The 21,314-nt window shown below is 37.4% G+C and carries 18 protein-coding genes and 1 rRNA gene; 6 read left to right on the forward strand and 13 right to left on the reverse strand.

The annotated features are described in order from the left end of the window. Both BKP35_RS06920 and BKP35_RS06925 read right to left on the reverse strand, forming a co-directional pair. A 16S ribosomal RNA gene (locus BKP35_RS06920) occupies positions 1-74 on the reverse strand; the annotation flags it as partial. Between the two features lie 442 nt (positions 75-516). Then, on the reverse strand, positions 517-1,383 hold the full coding sequence (locus BKP35_RS06925) for a nucleotidyltransferase-like protein (RefSeq protein ID WP_071312648.1): 867 nt from the start codon (positions 1,381-1,383) through the stop codon (positions 517-519). 229 nt (positions 1,384-1,612) lie between these two features. Here BKP35_RS06925 and BKP35_RS06930 point away from each other — a divergent pair, with 229 nt between their 5' ends. After that, positions 1,613-1,960, forward strand: a complete 348-nt coding sequence (locus tag BKP35_RS06930) for a YgzB family protein (RefSeq protein WP_071312649.1) — start codon at positions 1,613-1,615, stop codon at positions 1,958-1,960. Between the two features lie 182 nt (positions 1,961-2,142). On the opposite strand, the gene perR is transcribed toward BKP35_RS06930, so the two are convergent. From perR to BKP35_RS06965, 7 genes are all read right to left on the reverse strand, one after another. After that, complete coding sequence (perR, locus tag BKP35_RS06935; protein WP_071312650.1) at positions 2,143-2,580, reverse strand: peroxide-responsive transcriptional repressor PerR; 438 nt, start codon at positions 2,578-2,580, stop codon at positions 2,143-2,145. 140 nt (positions 2,581-2,720) lie between these two features. Further along, positions 2,721-3,671: a D-2-hydroxyacid dehydrogenase gene (locus BKP35_RS06940; protein ID WP_071312651.1), complete on the reverse strand. Its 951-nt coding sequence runs from the start codon at positions 3,669-3,671 to the stop codon at positions 2,721-2,723. A gap of 495 nt (positions 3,672-4,166) precedes the next feature. Continuing rightward, on the reverse strand, positions 4,167-4,634 hold the full coding sequence (gene bcp, locus BKP35_RS06945; RefSeq protein WP_071312652.1) for a thioredoxin-dependent thiol peroxidase: 468 nt from the start codon (positions 4,632-4,634) through the stop codon (positions 4,167-4,169). Between the two features lie 105 nt (positions 4,635-4,739). After that, the gene (locus BKP35_RS06950; RefSeq protein ID WP_071312653.1) at positions 4,740-5,171 is read right to left on the reverse strand and encodes a potassium channel family protein; all 432 of its coding nucleotides are present in this window, start codon (positions 5,169-5,171) and stop codon (positions 4,740-4,742) included. 313 nt (positions 5,172-5,484) lie between these two features. Continuing rightward, a complete protein-coding gene (locus BKP35_RS06955) occupies positions 5,485-6,270 on the reverse strand; it encodes an ABC transporter permease (RefSeq protein WP_071312654.1) in 786 nt (261 codons plus the stop codon). A gap of 6 nt (positions 6,271-6,276) precedes the next feature. Then, positions 6,277-7,068 carry an ABC transporter permease gene (locus tag BKP35_RS06960; RefSeq protein ID WP_071312655.1) on the reverse strand — a complete coding sequence of 264 codons (792 nt, stop codon included), beginning with the start codon at positions 7,066-7,068 and terminating at the stop codon, positions 6,277-6,279. Further along, positions 7,065-8,063 (reverse strand): ABC transporter ATP-binding protein, encoded by a 999-nt coding sequence (locus BKP35_RS06965; RefSeq protein ID WP_071312663.1) that lies wholly within the window; start codon positions 8,061-8,063, stop codon positions 7,065-7,067. Before BKP35_RS06965 ends, BKP35_RS06960 begins: the two co-directional genes overlap by 4 nt. Positions 8,064-8,311: 248 nt before the next feature. Here BKP35_RS06965 and BKP35_RS06970 point away from each other — a divergent pair, with 248 nt between their 5' ends. From BKP35_RS06970 to BKP35_RS06990, 5 genes are all read left to right on the forward strand, one after another. Continuing rightward, positions 8,312-9,340 (forward strand): LCP family protein, encoded by a 1,029-nt coding sequence (locus BKP35_RS06970; RefSeq protein ID WP_071312656.1) that lies wholly within the window; start codon positions 8,312-8,314, stop codon positions 9,338-9,340. 304 nt (positions 9,341-9,644) lie between these two features. After that, on the forward strand, positions 9,645-10,940 hold the full coding sequence (locus BKP35_RS06975; RefSeq protein WP_071312657.1) for a glutamate-1-semialdehyde 2,1-aminomutase: 1,296 nt from the start codon (positions 9,645-9,647) through the stop codon (positions 10,938-10,940). Positions 10,941-11,427: 487 nt separating this feature from the next. Further along, entirely contained in the window at positions 11,428-15,897 is a 4,470-nt protein-coding gene (locus tag BKP35_RS06980) for a glutamate synthase-related protein (protein ID WP_071312664.1), read from the forward strand. Between the two features lie 406 nt (positions 15,898-16,303). Then, a complete protein-coding gene (locus BKP35_RS06985) occupies positions 16,304-17,383 on the forward strand; it encodes an FUSC family protein (protein WP_071312658.1) in 1,080 nt (359 codons plus the stop codon). Between the two features lie 215 nt (positions 17,384-17,598). Next, complete coding sequence (locus BKP35_RS06990) at positions 17,599-18,267, forward strand: phosphatase PAP2 family protein (protein ID WP_071312659.1); 669 nt, start codon at positions 17,599-17,601, stop codon at positions 18,265-18,267. A gap of 60 nt (positions 18,268-18,327) precedes the next feature. Here the strand turns inward: BKP35_RS06990 and BKP35_RS06995 are convergent, their stop codons facing one another. From BKP35_RS06995 to BKP35_RS19830, 4 genes are all read right to left on the reverse strand, one after another. Continuing rightward, positions 18,328-20,070, reverse strand: coding sequence for an ABC transporter ATP-binding protein (locus BKP35_RS06995; protein WP_071312660.1), 1,743 nt, complete (start codon positions 20,068-20,070; stop codon positions 18,328-18,330). A 298-nt stretch (positions 20,071-20,368) separates the two neighbouring features. Next, positions 20,369-20,899 (reverse strand): nucleoside tri-diphosphate phosphatase, encoded by a 531-nt coding sequence (gene ntdP / locus BKP35_RS07000; RefSeq protein WP_071312661.1) that lies wholly within the window; start codon positions 20,897-20,899, stop codon positions 20,369-20,371. An 18-nt stretch (positions 20,900-20,917) separates the two neighbouring features. After that, positions 20,918-21,154 carry a DUF3939 domain-containing protein gene (locus BKP35_RS07005; RefSeq protein WP_071312662.1) on the reverse strand — a complete coding sequence of 79 codons (237 nt, stop codon included), beginning with the start codon at positions 21,152-21,154 and terminating at the stop codon, positions 20,918-20,920. Beyond that, positions 21,135-21,314 (reverse strand): hypothetical protein (locus tag BKP35_RS19830; protein ID WP_211274603.1); only part of this gene is annotated, 180 nt, incomplete at its 5' end. The genes BKP35_RS19830 and BKP35_RS07005, both read right to left, overlap by 20 nt.

Below are 21,314 nucleotides of genomic sequence, written 5' to 3' on the forward strand. Positions count from 1 at the left end.
AAACTCCGCTCGACTTGCATGTATTAGGCACGCCGCCAGCGTTCGTCCTGAGCCAGGATCAAACTCTCCATAAAAGTGTTTGATAAAGCTCAAAATAAAACATTGACGAGATTTTTATATCTCTTTTAAAGTTTCAGACCTCACTATCAAGTGCTGTCTTCCACCTTTCTTAATCCGCTTGGCTGTGTGTTCAGTTTTCAAAGGACAATCAATGTTGTTGTTTTTTACAACAAGGATTTAATTATATCATAATAACAACCTTGTGTCAACAACTTTTTTTGAAATGTTTTTCATCCGCTTGTTTCAGCGACTTTATTAATATAACATTTCCATCTAACTAAGTCAACAACTTAATGATTTTTTTCAAAAAGCATTACTTTAAATTAAACAGTTGTTTTTTAGCGACAAAATTTATTATATCATGTCCAAAAATAAAATCAACCTCTTTTTTTAAAAAGCTATATTTCATTTTACACCGTAAGCAAATTCCTTAATTTTACACCACATCTATCAATATCATTTCACTATATATAAACGTTCAAACACACTTTCGTTATCCACTTGTTTCTTTACTATATCAACAAAACCTTTTTGCACTAAATAATCAACAAGTACTACTAAATCAGTCGCATACTCACTTACCTCGTTATGCTTACTTAATTTTTCTATAGACAACGCTTCACCAGCATCCTTCATTAATTCTAATAAATGACTGGCGCCGATTTTTGTCTTCGATGTTAACGCAAAGTTATTTGCAATCAAAAGTAATTCCAATCTTTTTTCTAACGATTCTTCACCGACAACAAGCTCATGATATAACTTATAAATTTCTGGTTCAGTTTGTTTTACTTGATCCCAAACCGTCACCTCTGGATAATACCCATGTTCAATTACTGACAACCTCGCTAAATGGTGGAGTGAATGTAAAATGGAATTAAAAGCATCTAAAAAATGACCTTGTACAAACAATTTATTCCCATCTACATAACGTCTAATCAACTTTGAAAACTCTATTGTCATTTTATATTTCCTATCTTCAATAGGAAACTCAGCGATACTTCTTTGCAAACGAGTGATATATTCGTTTTTCTCAAAAATAACCCGCCCATTTAATAACCAATCTACGAGGCGGCGGTTGTTTCCAGTGATAAGGGTCTTCTTTATTTCATCTTGGTTAATCTCATGCACCTCTACAGTTTCGTTACTTACATTAAAATGTCTAACCGTAAAAGGAGCTACCCCTTTTGAAATTATTAGTATGACCGAATCGAATTCGTTACACTTTTTTGTTACATCATCGACATCTTTACTCACCATTAAAATCCCATGAGTATTTTCACCATACTCTTTTCCTTCATTTATATAACTAAGTAAACGATCCAAATTATACCCCTCCCTTTCTCACTTAAACTAAATGTTCGACATTAAAATTGAAATTCCTTTTATATTATTAAAATAGTGTAAAACATAAAATAGTTGGTTATATTTTTAGAGACAAATCGATCTCTTTTCATTTACAGTTATTTAAACGTTTATGCTATACTTTATTAAACAAACTTTCTAATATAAGTACATTATCAAAAGTAGAATACAATTATCGGAGGTTTTTTCATTGTCATTCAAATATAGTAGTAAAATTAATAAACTTCGAACTATAGCGCTAGCACTCGTATTTATCGGTATTTTCATTATGTATGGCGGACTCTTCCTACAAGCGTCGCCACTTTTCATGACTTTACTAATGATCATCGGTTTTCTATGCATCATTTTAAGTACCGTCGTTTATTTCTGGGTAGGGATGATATCAACCAAAACGGTCCAAGTCGTTTGTCCAAGCTGCGGTAAAAAAACAAAAATGCTCGGCAGAGTAGATGCATGCATGTATTGTAACGAGCCGTTAACTCTTGATAAGCAGTTAGAAGGAAAAGAATTTGATTTGAAATATAATAGAGAGCTATAAACCCAGTCAAAGAGGCTGGGACAAAACTGTCTGACACCACGCGGAACTTACTAAATATAGACGTACAGATTTATCATATGTCTATATTCGGTGTCTAGCGGTGTCTGACACTTCGTTTTGTCTCAGCCTCTTTAATTTATAGAAAAAAAAGAAGCCGACATTTACACGTTCTAAAAGTCAGCTTAATGTTGTTCTTTTTTGGAACATTCTGGGCAAGTGCCGTAAATCTCCATACGATGGCTCTTCACTTTAAAGCCTGTTACATGCTCCGCCAGCGTTTCAACCTCATCAAGTCCCGGATAATGAAAGTCAACGATCTTTTCACAATTTTCACAAATAACGTGATAATGATCGGAGGTAACACTATCGAACCTACTTGAAGAATCGCCATATGTTAATTCTTTTACTAACCCAACATCTTTAAAGACACGTAAGTTATTGTATACAGTAGCAACACTCATATTAGGGAACTTACCTTCCAACGCTTTATAAATTTCATCAGCCGTCGGGTGCGAGAACGAACTAAATAAATATTCTAGTATAGCATGACGTTGAGGTGTCATACGAACCTTCGTGCTTTTTAAAGAGTCCAGTGCTTCTTGCAGACGATGCTGTCCCATTTTTCAACACCTCTTCTCAAATAAATATTCTTACTTTATAATATTTATAATTAGTATATTATATACTGACTAATACTGTCAACGTTTGTATCTTTTTCGACACAATTACAGTACTTAATATCTAATTCAATTTTCTCATTCTAATATCCTCTATTTACATCAACTTTGTTAATAAAATCTTTACCACCTTTTAAAAAGGTGTTTAAATTTTTCTCGAAAATAGCGAATGCTCGCGGTTGATAGTGAGGTGATATTCCCGACAAATGCGGTGTCACCGTTACATTATCCATGCCCCAAAACGGACTTTTTTCAGGTAAAGGCTCTTCGGTAAAGACATCCAACACTGCATGCGCAAGATTCCCACCGTCTAAGGCCGCAATTAAATCTGCTTCCACGATATTTTTTCCTCGACCGATGTTAATGAGCACAACCCCTTCTTTCATCTCATTAATTAATTTTTCATTAATCATACCATCAGTGTCAGGTGTACTCGGTAAAACCGAGACGATAAAGTCACTATTATGAAGTAACTCATTAATATTTTCGAGCGTAACAATTTGATCAAACTCATCTACACGTCTACCACTGCGATTAAACCCAATCGTATTCATATTAAAAAAACGACAATACTTTGCAATTTCGGAACCAATCGCTCCAGTACCTAAAATACCGACGGTTTTATCATTTAACTCCAGCATCGGAACACGACGATCCCAAATACGCTCTTGTTCGTTTTTCATTAATTGCTTCGCTTGTCGTGACACTTGCAGCATCATCGCCAGCGTATATTCAGCCATTGGAATTTTATGAATTCCCCTTGCATTCGTGACAAGAATCCCTTTTTCTTTGATTGCTTGTAAAGGCATTTGGTCCAAACCAGCAGAAATAACCATGACCCACTTTAAATTTTTACTCTTTATTATCATTTCATTAGTGACGTCTTCACCATATGTAATTAAAACATCAGCATCATATACATCCTCCGACGCCTCTTCCATATCTTTAAAAAAATAAAAATTTAAGTCTGGATAGTTTTTCGTTAATTTATTCTTAATCGATGTTTTCAACCTCGCTGACGATACGATTTTCATAAATCAAACCCTCCATTATACGAATAATTCATTTTCGTTTTATTTTAACATACAAAATGCTGTTGATGATTTATCGTCAACATTTAATATGGAAAAATGTCGGTCGACTTTCTTTCGCTTCGCTGTAAATCTCTATCGACCTTTAGAGGCTCACTCAAGAAAATCGACCGAGCATTCTTTTTTCATATAAAACACGCATGAAGAAGCAGCGCCACCATTTAGTATGTAAAAATCAACGTCCTCATGTCCAACTAACTAACCAACCAAAAAAAAGGCTGACTCATCAGTATCATTCAAACTTAATTTGAACAATACTCTGTTTGAGTCAGCAAAATGACAGAGGGTAAAAACTATGCCTAATTCTATATATATTCACCTGGATAAAAAGCGTATAGACAAACGTCTCGCACTTACCAAATTATATTCCTACCCCCCTTTATTTGTGTGCATTACATACTATATGTAGTTGCAAACGACTTAACGCACTACTTAGAGTTATAAATTCTCTTTTATATACTCAAGCGCTTCTGCTACGTGTTCTTTCACTCTTACTTTGCGCCATTCTTTCGCAAGTTTTCCTTCTTTATCAATGATAAAAGTCGAACGCTCAATCCCCATATATTCTTTCCCGAAATTTTTCTTTAACTTCCAAACTTCATAAGCTTCAGCCACTGAGTGGTCCTCATCGGAAAGAAGCAGAAATGGCAGACCGTGTTTTTCAATGAACTTGTCATGTCTAGCGAGCGGATCTGGACTCACTCCTAGTATAACGGCATTTACCTCTTCAAAATTTTTATGTAAATCTCTAAAGTCACAAGCTTGTGTTGTACACCCCGGCGTCATATCTTTCGGATAAAAATAAAGCACGACATTTTTCCCACGAAAATCAGAGAGCTTTACCTTTTCTCCATTACTTGCTTCACAAGTAAAGTCTGGTGCCATTTGACCAATCTCTATCGTCATGTTCAGTCCTCCTATTTTGAGTCACTACTATAAATGCTTCGTAGCAACTTATTCGTAATTTCACTTTACATTAATAAGGGTAACCAAACTTCACCAATCGTACAACTAATTTGCTTTCACCGTTTCTTTATAATGAATTACTGTCGAGACGACGAAAGCTGCCGGTAATAAATACCCAAAAAACGCTTCAAGCATCGCGATCCACCGACCGATCCCTAAAGGGGTAATATCACCGTAACCAACTGATAAAATAGTCACCGCACTAAAATACATTGAATCCTCTAAAAGGTGTAAAAACGAGCCACCAACACGCGCTTCCCCTTCCGTCAACACCGATACCCCCATTAACTCGAGGGCAATATACAAGCAACCGAACCCTACCGCAACGGTAATATAAACCATTAATAATATTATGAAATTACGAATACTAATTCGTTTCCCTTGGAAAATCGGCTTATTTTTTAAGAGTAACAACACACTCATCATTATTCCGATTACCGCGACCAACATCACTAGAAACAAAATGATTTTCCCCATAATAAAACCACCTCTCATTTACTATATGAGAAGGTGGTTTTGTTTAGGACAGGTAATAAAGAAAAGCGCCTTGGTCACGAGCGACAGGCACTGGAAGAACTTTGACAGAAGGCCGCTTTCTCTGGCTTCCGAATCGTGCTCCTGCGGTTACTCGTCGCAAAGCTACGAAGAAGTAACTCAAGGTAGTTGCCTGTCTGAAGTGTCCCGAGCTCGTAGGCGCTGGAGCTAGGCAATAGAAAAGCACAAGCGCCTTGATAAGCTTCGACTAGCGTCGGAGGGCCAGTAATGCTTTGTCTCCTCTTCGCTCCTACCACTAGTTACCAGCACCGCGGTATTTCTTAACCCCTGAATTCCACAAAAAGATAGCCAGCGATAAAAAGACAATTCCCATCACCGGTGTTAAAAAAGCGTAAAAATACCATTCTTCACGTTTTAAAAAATATGCCGCCGGATAAACACCCACAAAAGCAAACGGTAAAATCCACGTTAAAACGAAACGAATGACTCGATGATAAATATCAACCGGATAACGACCGTAATTACCGATGTTATACATCATCGGCATAATGTCCGTCCTACTATCAGACCAAAACCCGATACTAGCAAGCGAAATAAAAATGCCAGCATAAATAAATGCACCACCTAGCACCATCGCCACAAAAATAAAGGTGTCATACCACGCAAATGTTAACCCAAGCGTAGAGCCCGCATAATACATAATCACAATTCCTGTAATCACACCGAACAGCGATTCTAGTTCCATTCTTTCCATAATAATTTGAAAAAGGCTATGAATCGGTCGCGTCAGTACCCGATCCATTTCTCCTTTAACAATGTAACGGTCATTAAAATCCCAAATATTAAAGAACGACGAAAATATCGCATAAGGCACTAAAAAGAAACCATATATAAAAATAATTTCTTCACGATTCCAACCACTTAAAAGCGACGTATGTCCGAAAACGACTAAAATAAAAATGAGGTTGACCGCTTGAAATAATAAATCCGAAAAAATTTCAACGATCGTGTCAACACGATACGTTAGCCTCGTTTTTAAATATTGCGAGGCATATTGAAAGAAAATTGATACGTAAAACATCTCCCTTTAGCCCCCTTGCACAATTAACTGTTTTTTAGCTAAAAGCCATAATACTTGAATTGGGATAATTAAAACGAGCGCCCAAAATGCTTGTAAGGCAATCGCGGTATAAATCTCACTTCCGACGAAACCTTCGGTAAAAATCATACTCGGAATGTAGCTAATCGCCTGAAAGGGCAAGTACGTCATTACCGACTGTGCCCATAACGGATAAAAGGAAATCGGCAATAATAATCCTGAAAAAAGATCAATAACGACTCGTTTTGCACGAATCAATCCTGAATTATTAAATAAAAAGAACGTCATAATTCCCGTAAGTAAATTGATTTGTGTATTAACGATAAAACTAAACATGAGCGATACAAAAAATAAACCCCAAGTCGTCACATTCGCCGAAAAACTAATCGGGAACAACAGCGCAACAATCAACATCCCCGGCACTGAAAAGAATAACAAACGAAACAACCCTTCCCCTAAACCTTGCATCGTTTTCATCCCTAAATAGTTGTAAGGGCGTATCATTTCTATCGCAACTTTCCCGTCTTTAATTTCATTAGCGATTTCTCGATCAATATTATTAAAATAAAAAGCTCTCGCCATCCAAGCAACAGCAACATACGTCGTCATTTGCAGCACAGAAAGCCCTTGGATCTCTTCTTGCCCTCCATAAATCGCCGTCCATAAAAAATAGTAAGCTCCGATATTAATACTATAAATAAGAATCCCACTGTAATAATTGGTACGATAAGCGAGCATCATTAAAAACCGCACGCGAATCATTTCAATATACTTACTCATGAAGTCGCCATTCCTTCTTCATAAATCTTTCGAATAATTTCTTCAGTGGAGATTTCATTGATACGGACATTTTTAATCGGATTTCTTTGAACCACTTCACTAATTAATCGGGAAACCGCACGCTCATCGCCATCAACTGTCGCTATCCACGTTTGTCCATCTTTCTTCTCCCAACTGACCTCACGTCGATGCGGCAACTGAACTTCAGTCACATTAGCTAAAAACTGAAACTCTACTTGTTTTCCTTCGACAGAATTTTCTTGTAAACTAGCTAATTTCCCGTCGTAAACAATTTTCCCTTCATCTAAAAGAACCACTCGTTCACATAGTGCCTCAATATCCGTTAAGTCATGAGTCGTTAACAAAACCGTCGTTTTATACTGCTCATTTAATTCTTTTAAAAACTTGCGAATTTTTAATTTCACTAGAACATCTAGTCCAATCGTCGGTTCATCTAAAAATAAAAGCGGAGGATTATGAATGAGCGCAGCCGCTAATTCACAACGCATCCTTTGCCCTAACGATAGTTTACGAACAGGCTTGTCCAAAAGCGGACCTATCTCCAACGTCTCTATAACATATCCCATGTGATCGTTATAGTCCGCATCAGAAACGCGGTACACTTTCTTGAGCAATCGAAATGATTCTTGAACAGCGATATCCCACCAAAGTTGCGAACGTTGCCCAAATACAACACCAATCGTTTGAACAAATTGTTCACGCTGCTTATGCGGGTCCATTCCGTTAACTCGTACTGTTCCAGATGTCGGAGTCAATATACCTGTGAGCATTTTAATGGTTGTTGATTTTCCAGCCCCATTTTCACCGATGTAACCAACCATTTCTCCTTGTTTTACACTCAACGAAATATCATCGACCGCAGATAAAACTTTATAATTTCTTGTGAATAAATCTCTAAAAGCCCCGCTTAAGCCGGACCTACTAGAATACGATATAAAATCTTTTCGTAAATTACTTACTTCAATTACATTCATCATCATCTTCCCCCTGAATTTTAGAGAGCAATGGCAGTTGCCACTACTATGCAATAGAGCATTATGCCTTCAGCTAATTAAGTTTACCTCGTCAACCGCAAACCTTCAAGTAATCAGGGTAACTATCTAATATATGGGAAAAGCTAAGTGTATTCGCTCACTGTTATGTCTAAAATAAATCTATGAATGGTCCACCCTTAAAAAACTTACAATTTTAATCACGAAAGAGATATTTCAACCTTTGTGAGGTGTTTCCAATTAAGAAAGTAATTATTTTTATTATTTTAATTTTAGGGTTTTCGTCGATTTTTTTCATTGTTCGTGACACGGTTAATCTTTCTTTTGAAAATCAAGCAGACAACATTCAACCACAAGTAATCTCAAATGAAGAAGTTAGCGAAGAAAAAATTAATGAAGATACCTACCCAAAAGAAACTACAATAAAAAAAACAAAAGTTAATAAAGAAAAAATCACTACCAATCAAAACATAAACCCATTCGCGATTAGAAAAACACCTAAGCCGCTAACTTTAATGCTATTCGGGGTCGATCGCACGAATGATGAAAAATACGGTCGCTCCGATTCAATTATGTTAGCGTTCGTTCAACCGAGCACAAAAGAGTTGATGCTTATTTCTATTCCGCGTGACACTTATATTGAAATACCGAACTACGGAAACAACAAGTTAAATACCGCTTTTCAACTTGGAGGTCCTGAGCTAACAAAAGAAACGGTCGAAAACTGGCTAAATATTGAGATAAACGATACCGTTTCGATCGACTACGCTAATTTCGAAAATATGATTGATTTAATCGGAGGTATTGAAATTGACGTCGACCGTCGTATGGTTCACAATGAATTCACTTTAGAAAAAGGGGTACAAATGTTATCAGGAGAAGAGGCCCTTCATTTCGTACGCTTTAGAAAAAGCATAGATGGAAATCACGATAGCGATTACAAAAGAACCGAGCGTCAACGCCAAGTTCTTAGTAAACTTACTGATGAATTATTAAAAACACGATCTTTCAGAGAATCCTTTACTTTATTACGATCGCTTATCAACACAATAGACACTACGATATCTATTCAAAAAATAATTATATACGGTCACCACTATTCAGACTTTACATCCGAGAGCATTACCGCTCTCTCGTTCGAAGGTTACGGAGACCTACGCGACGGAATATGGTACGAAATCATTCCTGACAGCGAACTCAAGGAGAAGAAACAGTTGATCTATGAGTTTATGAACCGAAGCGAAATCCAGATCCGGTGAGGGTTTGAGTTTTGAGTGTTGAATTTTGAGTTTTGAGTTGTTTTTGGGAATCGCTTCGTAGTTAATTTACAATTTACAATGTAAAATTTACAATTGTTGTAGGCTTCGCTTTGGAGCACAATGTGCAATTTATAATTTACAATGTACAATACAATTTAAAATTGTTGTAGGCTTCACTTCGGAGAGAAAGTTTTAAAGGAACTAAGCCTACCTCTAATTACATAAAAATAAATTACTGCAAATCTGCACTAGCAACCAATTTTAAATTTTTAATTTTGAATTGTACATTAAAAAGGGGGATATTATGGAATTTCAAAAGTCAGAAGATCTTTATTTAGAGGCGAAAAAGCATATCGTCGGTGGTGTGAACAGTCCGTCAAGATCGTATAAAGGGGTCGGTGGTGGCACTCCTGTTTTTATGGAAAAAGCGAAAGGGGCTCATTTCTGGGACGTTGATGGTAATAAATATATTGATTACTTAGCGGCATACGGCCCAATCATTACCGGGCATGCCCACCCGCATATTACGGATGCCATTACGAAAGCTGCAGAAAATGGAGTTTTATATGGAACGCCAACAAATTTAGAAATCAAATTTGCAAAAATGTTAAAAGAGGCTATTCCTTCCATGGAAAAAGTACGTTTTGTTAATTCCGGAACTGAAGCAGTAATGACAACAATTCGTGTCGCAAGAGCCTATACAGGTCGTGATAAAATTATAAAATTCGCTGGTTGTTACCACGGTCATTCTGATTTGGTTTTAGTCGCTGCCGGAAGCGGTCCTTCAACTCTCGGAACACCAGATTCTGCTGGGGTACCGCAAAGTATTGCCAAAGAAGTGATTACAGTTCCATTTAATGATATCGATGCCTATGCCAAAGCTTTAGAAAAATGGGGCGATGAAATTGCTGCCGTTCTCGTTGAACCGATTGTCGGGAACTTCGGCATTGTCGAACCAATGCCTGGATTTTTAGAGAAAGTAAATGATCTCACTCATCAAGCTGGGGCTCTCGTCATTTACGATGAAGTCATTACAGCTTTCCGCTTTATGTACGGCGGAGCTCAAAATCTTTTAAACGTTGAACCTGATATCACAGCGTTAGGAAAGATTATCGGAGGTGGCTTACCGATCGGCGCATACGGGGGCAAACAAGAAATTATGGAACAAGTTGCACCACTAGGGCCCGCTTATCAAGCTGGTACGATGGCCGGAAACCCCGCTTCCATTAGTGCAGGGATTGCTTGTCTTGAAGTATTACAAAAACAAGGCGTTTACAACAAACTAGACGAGCTAGGGGAAAAACTTGAAGATGGCATAGTACAGTTAGCCGAGACTTACAGTATCCCGATGACAATTAATCGTCTAAAAGGAGCCTTAACCGTTTATTTTGGTACCGAAAAAATTACTAACTATGAACTAGCCGAAAAAAGTGACGGAGAAACTTTCGCTAAATTTTTTAAACTTATGTTAAATGAAGGAATTAATTTAGCACCATCCAAATATGAGGCATGGTTTCTAACAACCGAACATACAGAAGAAGATATTACCTATACATTAAAAGCGGTTGAAAATGCATTTAAAAGCTTAAAAAGTGAATAATTATACATCCGCACCACTTCCTGAAGGATGAGTATCCTTCAGGATTTTCCATTAGCACCTCTTGAAAACGTTTACAATATGGGATATTTTCTTACATATATACATTTCATCCCACACTCTCCTTTGAATAGCTTATCCAACAACATGAATAAAGATAATTGATTTCAGAGCAACTGCATGCTATACTAATTCTACAATTCTGACAATTTCTAATCTAATTTATAGCTTGAAACCGATGAAACTCATATCAAAAATGTATTGTTTAATGTCTATCCTTCATTTTTCAAGTTTGAACTATTAAAAATATGGGTATTAGTTAAAAGCCGACAGCTGTGATTTATTAGAAAATGTCAAATTTAACCTAATAGTGGTAGCAAGCTCTTATTTCACAAAATATGACCTTGGCTTCTTAACGTATTTAACTAAGCTAGCCTATTATCTTTATTTTTACTTAGGAGGTGAAGGTCAGTAAACTGACCAAAGTATGATGAAAAGAAAATGGAGTCCTGAAAATTTTACTGGTTTTAAAAATGAGGAGCATGACAGCTGTGGGGTTGTTTCAGTTATTGAAAAGAAACGAATTCCAACGAAGAAAAATATTGATGACTGTATCAATGCATTAGTGAAAATGAACCATCGTGCCGGGTTTATTAACGAAGAAGGTGATGGTGTTGGCATCCACATCGACATTCCCCGTACTCTTTGGAAAGAGAAATTAAAAGCGAAAAGTAGTAACGTTGATGTTGTTGATGATCCAAACTTCGTTGTTGGTCATTTCTTTATCAATAACCAGACGAACGTCGAAAAAGCGAAAGAATCTATTCAATCTTTAATAACAGGCTCAAGTTTTGAGGTGATCTTTGAAACGGATCAAGTGACTAACTCTGAAGCTTTAGGTCCAATGGGGCGTAAAGAAGAACCTTGTTTTTGGCAAGTTGCTTTACTTCCTAAAGAAACATTCGAAAATTTATCTACTAAACTATTTGAATTAACGATCGAAATCGAAAAAGACCTTAACGTCCACGTTGCATCACTCAGCCAATATCATGCAGTATATAAAGTGATGGGAGCAGGTGACATTTTACCGAAGTTTTACGAAGATTTAGCGAGTCCACTAGTTGCCTCAGCGATGACTCTAGGGCATAACCGCTATTCAACGAATACTTTGTCCAACTTCTTCCGAGTCCAACCATTTAGTGTGCTTGGGCATAACGGTGAAATTAATACGATTGCCAAACTTCGCGACGAGGCAGCAATGCTCGGCGTCCCACTCGTTGATGGTGCGAGTGATTCTCAAGATTTAAATAGAGTACTAGACACATTTATTAATAAGCACGACTACTCACTTTTTGAAGCGTTAGAAGTGATGTTTCCACCGATTGTGAATGAAATTAAAGCATTACCTAAGCATTTACAAGACTTATATACGTATACCCGTGAAGCATGGGGTCATTTTGCGCAAGGCCCTGCAGGTATTATCTCTAGGTATGGAGATGAAGCAGCATTTTGCCTTGATTCATTAGGGTTACGTCCACTTTGGATGTTGGAGAACGAAAGCTCTTTTTATTTCGCATCAGAACAAGGAATCATTTCATCGAATGATTTTGTGTCTGAACCTAAACCTCTTGCCCCTGGTGAAAAAGTTGGTTTGAAATACGAAGGCGCTGATATTAAAGTATACTTCCATGGTGAAATGCAAGAAGAAGTTTTTGTGCGCATATATAAACGTTTAAATGTTTCTGGTAGCCGAAATCGACTATCAACAAAGCTAGACGTTGAAAATACAATTCAAAAAATAAAACGAAAACCTACAAATAATGATTATTCGGCCTTCGGTTGGGAAAGAGAGCACATTCAACTCGTTGAACAAATGGCTGAAAAAGGGGTCGAACCGATTCGTTCATTAGGGCATGATGCTCCACTTGCAGCACTGGATAAAGGTCGTAAAAACATCCCTGACTTCATTAAAGAAAGTGTTGCTGTTGTCACAAACCCAGCGATTGACCGTGATCGTGAGATGGAGCACTTTTCAACGCGCGTTATTGTCGGCAAACGTCCTTCGCTTTTTGAAAATAGAGAGTTCACTGTTGTTGAATTAGCATCACCAATTTTAGTCGAAGGAACTGCTGGCGAACGATTGGCTAGAGAGAACGATCATCCGTCTTACGAACAAGTTTTAACGAATTTTACGACTAATGATCAAATCTATTATTTATCTTGTACTTTTTCTACAGACGAAACGGTTGATGGCGCATTAAATAGATTAGTAGCTGAAGCGGCTAATGCTATTAAAAACGGTGCTTCCCTCCTCGTTTTAGATGATGAAAAAGCACATCAAGGTGATCAGTTGTGGTTAGACCCTTATTTAGCAGTTTCTGCGATTGACCAAGGCTTAACGATCAAGGAATTAAGACGCGGTTGTTCTATTGCGGTTCGTTCAGCTAGTATTCGTTCTCTTCACGATATTGCTGTTATTTTCGGCTTAGGAGCGGATGTCGTTAATCCGTATTTAATGTTCGCAACCGCTGTTGAACAAAGTGACGAACCTGCCTTAAAACTCTTCTCTGCTTTAAATAAGGGGTTAGAGAAAGTCATTTCAACGATTGGTATTCATGAATTACGTGGCTACGGACGCTTATTTTCTGCAATTGGACTTAATAAAGAAGTATCCGACGTACTAAACATCGTTAACTTTTTAGGCTCAGAAGATGTAAAACATGGTTTCACGACGATGAAAGAAGATAGTTTGGCTCGCTTTGCTGACTTTAACAACGAAAAAGCGAAACCCGGAAAGCTATTTCATTTTTTCCCACGAATTTGGAAGTCAATTGGTGATTTAGCATCTGGTGCTGCGACTTATGAAGATTATAAAAATAAGTTAGAAGAACAAGAACTAAACTCTCCGATATCGATTAGGCATTTGACGGACCTTAAGAAATTAGATAAAGGCTTGAAACCTGAAGATGTTGATGCAAGTGTAGGGAATCATAGCCTTCCATTTATGATTAGTTCGATGTCATTCGGTTCACAAAACGAAATTGCCTTTCGTGCCTATGCAGAAGCGGCTGATCGTTTAAATATGATCTCGTTTAACGGTGAAGGCGGAGAAATTAAAGATATGCTCGGTAAGTACCCAAATACGAGAGGACAGCAAATTGCCTCTGGACGTTTCGGGGTTAACGTAGAGCTTTTAAACTCAACGAATTTAATCGAAATTAAAATTGGTCAAGGGGCTAAGCCAGGTGAAGGTGGTCATCTCCCAGGATCGAAAGTAACCGCTAAAGTGGCAGCCGCTCGTAATGCGACGACAGGCTCAGATTTAATTTCACCTTCCAACAACCATGACATTTATTCGATTGAAGATTTAGCACAGATTGTTACGGAAATCAAAACAGCAAATGACCAAGCAAAAGTGTGTGTCAAAGTACCTATCGTTCCTAACATCGGTACGATCGCTGTCGGTGTTGCCAAAGCTGGCGCTGATTACATCACTTTAAGTGGCTTTGACGGTGGTACGGGAGCTGCTCGAGTTCATGCACTACAACATGTCGGGCTACCAATTGAAATTGGAGTAAAAGCAGCACATAATGCGCTCATTGAAGCAGGTCTTAGAAATTCTGTAGAGCTTTGGGCTGACGGAGGTTTACGTAGCTCACTTGATGTTATGAAAGTGATCCTATTAGGTGCTAACAGGGTTGGCTTTGGAACACTAGCGATGATTGCTGTCGGCTGTACAACGTGTCGTGGTTGTCACCTTGATACGTGTCATGTCGGTATTGCTACGCAAATTGAAAGTGAAGCACAAGCAAAAGAGCATGGTTTACGTCGTTTCGTTCCGAGACAATTTGATCACGCAGTTAGTGGCTTAACAAACCTCTTTACTGCTTTTGGAAAAGAATTACAATCTCTTACTGCTGCACTTGGTGCTAAACGGACTCAAGATCTTGTCGGTCGCTCAGACTTACTTGAACAAGTACGTGGTAAAGAGTTAATGGATTTATCTAGTATGCTTGAGACGATTTCGATTACGGAAATTTCAAGCTTTGATACTCCAGTTTTAGCCGATGAGAAAAAATTAGCGATTGCCGTTGGAGCAGAGTATTTAGATGGGAATGTTCAAGAACTGTCACAATCCCGTGTTTTTACAGGGGTAACTGCCGAGCAACGTGTATTAGGAAGCCGTGTTTCTTGTCATCGTGTTCGTGGTAAGCTAGATGGTTCCTATCGAAAACTTCCAGAAGTATCTTTACACTTTAAAGACGGATCTATCCCTGGTAACGGTCTAGGAGCTTATAATAGTAGTGGTGTTGCGATTAACGTTGAAGGTGGAGCGCAAGACGGTGTTGGTAAAACCGCCTTCGGTGGATCTTTTGCGATTTTAAAATCTGAAGGACGTAACGGCAGATATTATAACGGGTCTGTTGGTAAAGGAGCCGGTTACGGTGCCCAAAGCGGCCTTTTCATCATCCAAGGAAATGCCGATGCTCGAGCTGGAATTCGCCTTTCAGGTGCTGACATGATCATCGGTGGCCGTGTCACTAAACCACTGCGTACAGATAGTTACGCTAATATCGGTACACATGCCAATATTAAAGGATTTGCCTTTGAATATATGACAAATGGTCGCGGTCTCGTATTAGGTGACCCAGGGCCTTGGATTTGTGCAGGGATGACAGGTGGAGTTGTTTACCTTCGTCACCAGCCTGAAGTAGGCTTAACGAAAGAAGCATTACAAAAGCGTATTGCAAAAGGAGCTAATGTATCGATCGAACCTTTAACAAACAAAGGCATCGACGACTTAAACGAATTATTAGCAAAATATAAAGAAGTGCTGAGAACGCATGGACAATTACAAGAAGCTGAAGTAATTGACATGCTACTTGCAGAACCAGAAGTACACTTTCTACAAGTGATTCCTACGAAACAACAAGCAGATCCATCAGTTTCAACGGAATAATATTAATTTAGGCAAGAGAGGGACTATTCCTTAAGTGTCTGACACCATGTAGAACTTACTAAATATAGACGAATAAATTTATTATCCGTCTATATTTGGTGTCTAACGGTGTCTGACACTTTCTTTTTGGACAACACCTTTTTTATTTTTGTACATAGCACCCCTACTGCGTGTCCACTTTCTACAACATATACAAAACTCATGACAAAAACATCCTCAACACCTAATATGTAAAAGTTAAGTGATTTCCTTCTCTTCGCTTTAAGCTACTGACCTCAATAAATGTAAACGAATTCATTTAAATTACGTAATTTTTCCATCTTGATTGTTTGTTGAAATACGTGTATATTACGTTTCAATGGATATAATTTTTTAGAATTTCATCACGAAAGGAATTAATGAAGATATGAAGCTCGGAGCCCGGATTTTTAAAACCGGCTTAGCCATTACACTCTCTCTTTACGTTGCTATGTTACTTAATTTGTATCCACCAATGTTTGCAGCACTAGCCGCAACTTTTGCGATACAACCGTCGATCCATAAAAGCGTACAAACGATTTTTGAACAAATTCAAGCGAATGTCATTAGTGCCATTTTAGCAGTAATATTTGTACTTTCATTTGGACACCATCCTTTTGTCGTTGGGGTAGTCGTTATACTCGTTATCGCGATTAATCTTCAGCTAAAAATGGAATCGATCATACCGCTTGCAGTCGTTACCGTCATTATCATTATGGAAAGCCCGACAGATGATTTTATTACGTTTGCTACGACTCGCTTTATACTAATTATGATCGGTGTTTTCTCTGCATTTGTCGTCAATTTATTGTTTATTCCACCAAAGCACGAAACACAGCTTTATCATAAAATTTCTGATAGCACCGAAAACATTATTAAATGGATTAGACTTTTAACGAGACACGATGCACAGCAGAAAATGTTAAAAAAAGATTTATCAAGACTTAAGGACGCGATGGTGAAAATAAATAGCCTATTCCTTCTTTACAAAGAAGAACGAAATTATTTTAAAAAGCGCCAATATGCAAAAGCGAGGAAAGTGGTTTTGTTCCGGCAAATGCTCAACACGTCAAACAAAGCGTTAGTTATTTTAAAGGCATTAAATCGACGTGAAAATGAGCTTCACCATATGCCAGAAGAACTGCAAACGTTAATTAGAGATCGGCTTGATTGTTTAACTAATTACCATGAACGTATTTTACTGAAGTATGCGGGAAAAGTGAAAACGGAAGCTACTGAGGAAAACATGCAGGAAGTTTGTGTTGGCAAACAAGAATTAACCGATTTATTTATGGAGTTTTATAAAAAGAAAGATATCGATTCCGAAGAATGGCTTCACCTCTTTCCAGTCATTGCGCAAATTGTTGAGTACGGTGACCAACTCGAGTATTTAGATAAATTATTAAATGGCTTCTTTACGTATCATAAAAAAGAGAATGCTGTTGATATAAAAGAACGAGAAGATTAATCCTCAAAAAAGTTTAATGACAAAAAGTCACGTTGACACCTTCATCGTGACTTTTTTGCTTGCTTTCCCTTCTCAAACGTACGTTGAGCAGTTCATCGTGACGTTTCTTCTTTTAAACCCTTATATACGAGCCAGCCCCTCTATTATTTTCTTTTCCAAACAATATATTGGTGATATAATATTATCTTACATAAAAATAAGAAAGAGTGGATGGAATGACTTTCTCAAATAAAACGTATATTATGTTTGGTAGCTTAGCAATATTCATCGTAATCTCTGTTTTATCGTTACAGAATAGGCTGACTACTATAGATCAAGCAATTATTTCTTCACTAACTGGTGATGTATCACCTTTTGTAGCTAGCTTAATGGAGGCCGTCACGAAATTAGGTTCTGGAGAAATAATCTTAATCTTTACATTTATTATTGCTGCTATTTTGTTTTTCAAAAAACTGTATACTCAAATCGTTTTTTTATTTACCCTTACATTTGGTGGCATAGCCTTAAACTTCTTCCTTAAAATATTATTTCAACGGGAAAGACCTGGGGAAATGAGTGTAATCGAAGTTTTCGGCTACTCTTTAGAAATCGCTTCATACAGCTTTCCAAGTGGGCACACGATGAGAAGTGTACTTCTGTTTACTTTTCTCATATACATGAGCTATTACTTTATTAAAAATAACACAACGAAAATTGGAGCAATCGTTATCTTTTCTTTAATGATTATTATCATTTCGCTAAGTCGTATTATCGTTGGGGCTCACTTCCCTTCCGATATTATTGCTGCAGTAACGATTTCGATTACTTGGTTTTACCTCTGTCTCATATTAATACAACGACTACCAATAGAAAATTTTATCAACAAAATCAAAAAAGTAACGTGAAGTTTTTCTCACGTTACTTTTTTGATTTTCAGCATAGCACAGTTATTGACGCCATGATCCTCAGTGTTTTTGAACTTCAAACAGTTTGCGGTATGCACCATTTTTTTGAATGAGCTCATCGTGAGTACCTATTTCGGCGATTTGTCCGTTTTCTAAGACGACGATTCTATCAGCGTGAGTAACTGTAGAAAGACGATGAGCCACAATAAGTGTAGTACGGTTTTCCGCTAAATGCTCAAGAGCAACTTGAATCCAATGTTCACTTTCTGTGTCTAAAGATGACGTTGCCTCATCAAAAATTAATATTTTCGGACTTTTCAAGAAGACTCTCGCAATACCAATCCTTTGCTTTTGCCCTCCTGATAGCTTCACACCACGTTCACCAATTTCAGTGTTATATCCTTCTGGCAATTCCATAATAAATTCATGAGCATCAGCTGCTTTTGCCGCAGCAATTACTTCTGCATCTGTCGCTTCCGGGTTCCCCATTAAAATATTAAATTTTACAGAGTCGCTAAAAATAATATTATCTTGAAGGACCATCCCAATTTGATCTCGCAAAGAACGAACTCTAAAATTTCTAATATCCTGGCCATCAAGAAGAATTTCGCCTTCAGTTACATCGTAAAATCGTGGCACTAGGCTGACTAATGTACTTTTACCTCCGCCACTCATTCCCACAAAAGCTATGGTTTCTCCACTTTGAATATTTAAATTAATATTTTTCAACACAGGTTCATTTTCGTCTTCATAAGCAAATGTGACATTATTAAAGTGAATATCACCTTTCGTCTCTTTAACCTCTTTCGCATTTTCACGATCAACAATATCATATTCTTCATCAATAAATTCAAACACACGGTCCATCGACGCAACCGCCTGTGTCAGCGTCGTTGATGAGTTTACGAGCCTTCTAAGCGGATTGTATAGTCGGTCAATATAAGCAACAAAGGCAACCATCGCACCAATAGTTAACTCATCATTAATGACAAAATAGCCTGCAAAACCGATAACGAGGAGTGGTGCAATGTCTGTGATCGTGTTCACTACAGCATACGTTTTTGCGTTCCATTTCGTATGATCAATTGCTTTTCCTAAAAAGTTTGAGTTTCGTTTATCAAATTGATTTTGCTCATAATCCTCTAAAGCGAAACTTCGGATCACGGTCATTCCTTGCAAACGCTCATGAAGGTGACTTTGCACATCAGCTAACGATTGTGACCTCACTCTCGTTAAGAAACGCAAGCGACTATAAAAATACTTAATTGAAAATATATATAATGGCAATAAAGCAATCGCAACGAACGTCAACTTAACGTTCATCGTAAACATGATAATAATCGCTAAGACGATCGTAAAAAGATCTAGCCAAACGTTCATTAACCCCGTAATAATAAAGCTTTTCGTTTGTTCAACATCATGAATCACGCGTGATATAATTTCACCTGATTTTCGATTTGAGTAAAAACGGAGACTTAATTTTTGTATATGTGTAAAAAGTTGATCACGTATGTCATATAAAATTTTACTAGCCGTCCATTGCGCAAAGTATTGGCGATAATATTCAACCGGTGGTCTTAAGACAATAAAAATTAAAAAAACTATTCCCATTAACCAAACTAACTGAGCAATTTTTTCATCTCTCGTTAATTCGTTTGCATCAATAATATTATCGATCACATGCTTCATGATCAATGGCATTGCTAAAGGGATACCGAACTTTAACATCCCGATAAAAACCGTTCCGATAATTTGCTTAGAATAAGGTTTTACAAATTGCAAGTAACGCTTAATACTACCCAGAAACAGCCACCCCTTCTTAGAGTTTTGAGTTAGTGTTGAGTTTTGAGTGAAGAGTGTTGAGTTATTGAAAGCGTCGCTTCGAAGTAATACACTAACTAAATTGTTTTATTTTAAAAGATATTGTTGTTTGCTTCGAAGCTTTACCCGCACAACTCAAAACTCAAAACTCATAATTCAACACTCAAAACTCTACACTAAAGCATTAAACCCCGACTCAAATAAAATGTCGAGGTCTAACTTTTTATTTTCATTTTCCACGCCTAGCTCCTCATACAAATCGGAAGCTACACATTTCTTTCTAATCACGATGTTGGAGAAATCTTTCGTACCACATTTCAACGAATTGCGGATCAAAAGGACCTTTCCGCTGTGTAATCCAACTAATTAACTCAGTCATACTCGCTTGAAGAATATCGTCAATCGCTTTCGGATAGTTCATCATTTTGCGATGCTGTTCATACTCATCTTCATCTAATATTACATAGGTCATGTCCGGAAACACTTTAATATCTAGGTCATAATCGATATACTTTAAGGCTTCTTCATCCCATGTAAAAGGTGTTCCTAAATTACAATAATAATAAATTCCATCGGAACGGATCATACCGATTGTATTAAACCATTTCTCAGAATCAAAATAACAAATTGCTGGCTCTCGTGTCCGCCAATGTCTTCCATCTGCTTCCTTGACTAAAATACGATCATTTCCACCTATTACAACATTTGACGTTCCTTTTAATACAATGGTTTCTTCCCAAATTCGATGTAGTGTTCCGTTATGTTTATAGCTGTGAACTTGTATGCTGCTTCCTGCCTTTGGGAAACTCATGCCAGGCTCCTTTCTGTATTATTCCGGGCGTCGGTGAGTCACCATTTTATCCTGTTTATCAAGGTATAGCTCAATCTCTGGTTCAATTGATAAATAATGTCTTATTAAAAAATAGCTAATTTTCCGATAAGGGTTTCCTGGGATAATTGGTTCTTCACCGTTCTCCTGTATATACTGGTCTACTGCTTTTTGAACATGATCAATCTGCTCAGGAAGTTCAGCCGTTTCAAATATTTCAAACGTTTCTTTTGACATGTAAAAAGAACGATTCGGAATTCCTTTTAACGTCTCCCTCTATAAATATTGATATACCAACGGTTTGAGCCGTTGGAGAAGTACCAAAAAAATATTTTTCGACACGACCTCTAACATTATTTTTATAATATGTGAAACTATGCCAATTGGTGGGTACGCT

The sequence above is a fragment of the Anaerobacillus arseniciselenatis genome, from assembly GCF_001865995.1.
In the GTDB taxonomy this organism is placed as follows: domain Bacteria; phylum Bacillota; class Bacilli; order Bacillales; family Anaerobacillaceae; genus Anaerobacillus; species Anaerobacillus arseniciselenatis.

Coding starts and splice junctions, on each gene's coding strand:
- perR (WP_071312650.1), bottom strand. CDS start 2,580: ATGGGACAGCATCGTCTGCAAGAAGCACTGGACTCTTTAAAAAGCACG.
- BKP35_RS06940 (WP_071312651.1), bottom strand. CDS start 3,671: ATGAAAATCGTATCGTCAGCGAGGTTGAAAACATCGATTAAGAATAAA.
- bcp (WP_071312652.1), bottom strand. CDS start 4,634: ATGACGATAGAGATTGGTCAAATGGCACCAGACTTTACTTGTGAAGCA.
- BKP35_RS06950 (WP_071312653.1), bottom strand. CDS start 5,171: ATGGGGAAAATCATTTTGTTTCTAGTGATGTTGGTCGCGGTAATCGGA.
- BKP35_RS06955 (WP_071312654.1), bottom strand. CDS start 6,270: ATGTTTTACGTATCAATTTTCTTTCAATATGCCTCGCAATATTTAAAA.
- BKP35_RS06960 (WP_071312655.1), bottom strand. CDS start 7,068: ATGAGTAAGTATATTGAAATGATTCGCGTGCGGTTTTTAATGATGCTC.
- BKP35_RS06965 (WP_071312663.1), bottom strand. CDS start 8,063: ATGAATGTAATTGAAGTAAGTAATTTACGAAAAGATTTTATATCGTAT.
- BKP35_RS06975 (WP_071312657.1), top strand. CDS start 9,645: ATGGAATTTCAAAAGTCAGAAGATCTTTATTTAGAGGCGAAAAAGCAT.
- BKP35_RS06980 (WP_071312664.1), top strand. CDS start 11,428: ATGAAAAGAAAATGGAGTCCTGAAAATTTTACTGGTTTTAAAAATGAG.
- BKP35_RS06985 (WP_071312658.1), top strand. CDS start 16,304: ATGAAGCTCGGAGCCCGGATTTTTAAAACCGGCTTAGCCATTACACTC.
- BKP35_RS06990 (WP_071312659.1), top strand. CDS start 17,599: ATGACTTTCTCAAATAAAACGTATATTATGTTTGGTAGCTTAGCAATA.
- ntdP (WP_071312661.1), bottom strand. CDS start 20,899: ATGAGTTTCCCAAAGGCAGGAAGCAGCATACAAGTTCACAGCTATAAA.
- BKP35_RS07005 (WP_071312662.1), bottom strand. CDS start 21,154: ATGTCAAAAGAAACGTTTGAAATATTTGAAACGGCTGAACTTCCTGAG.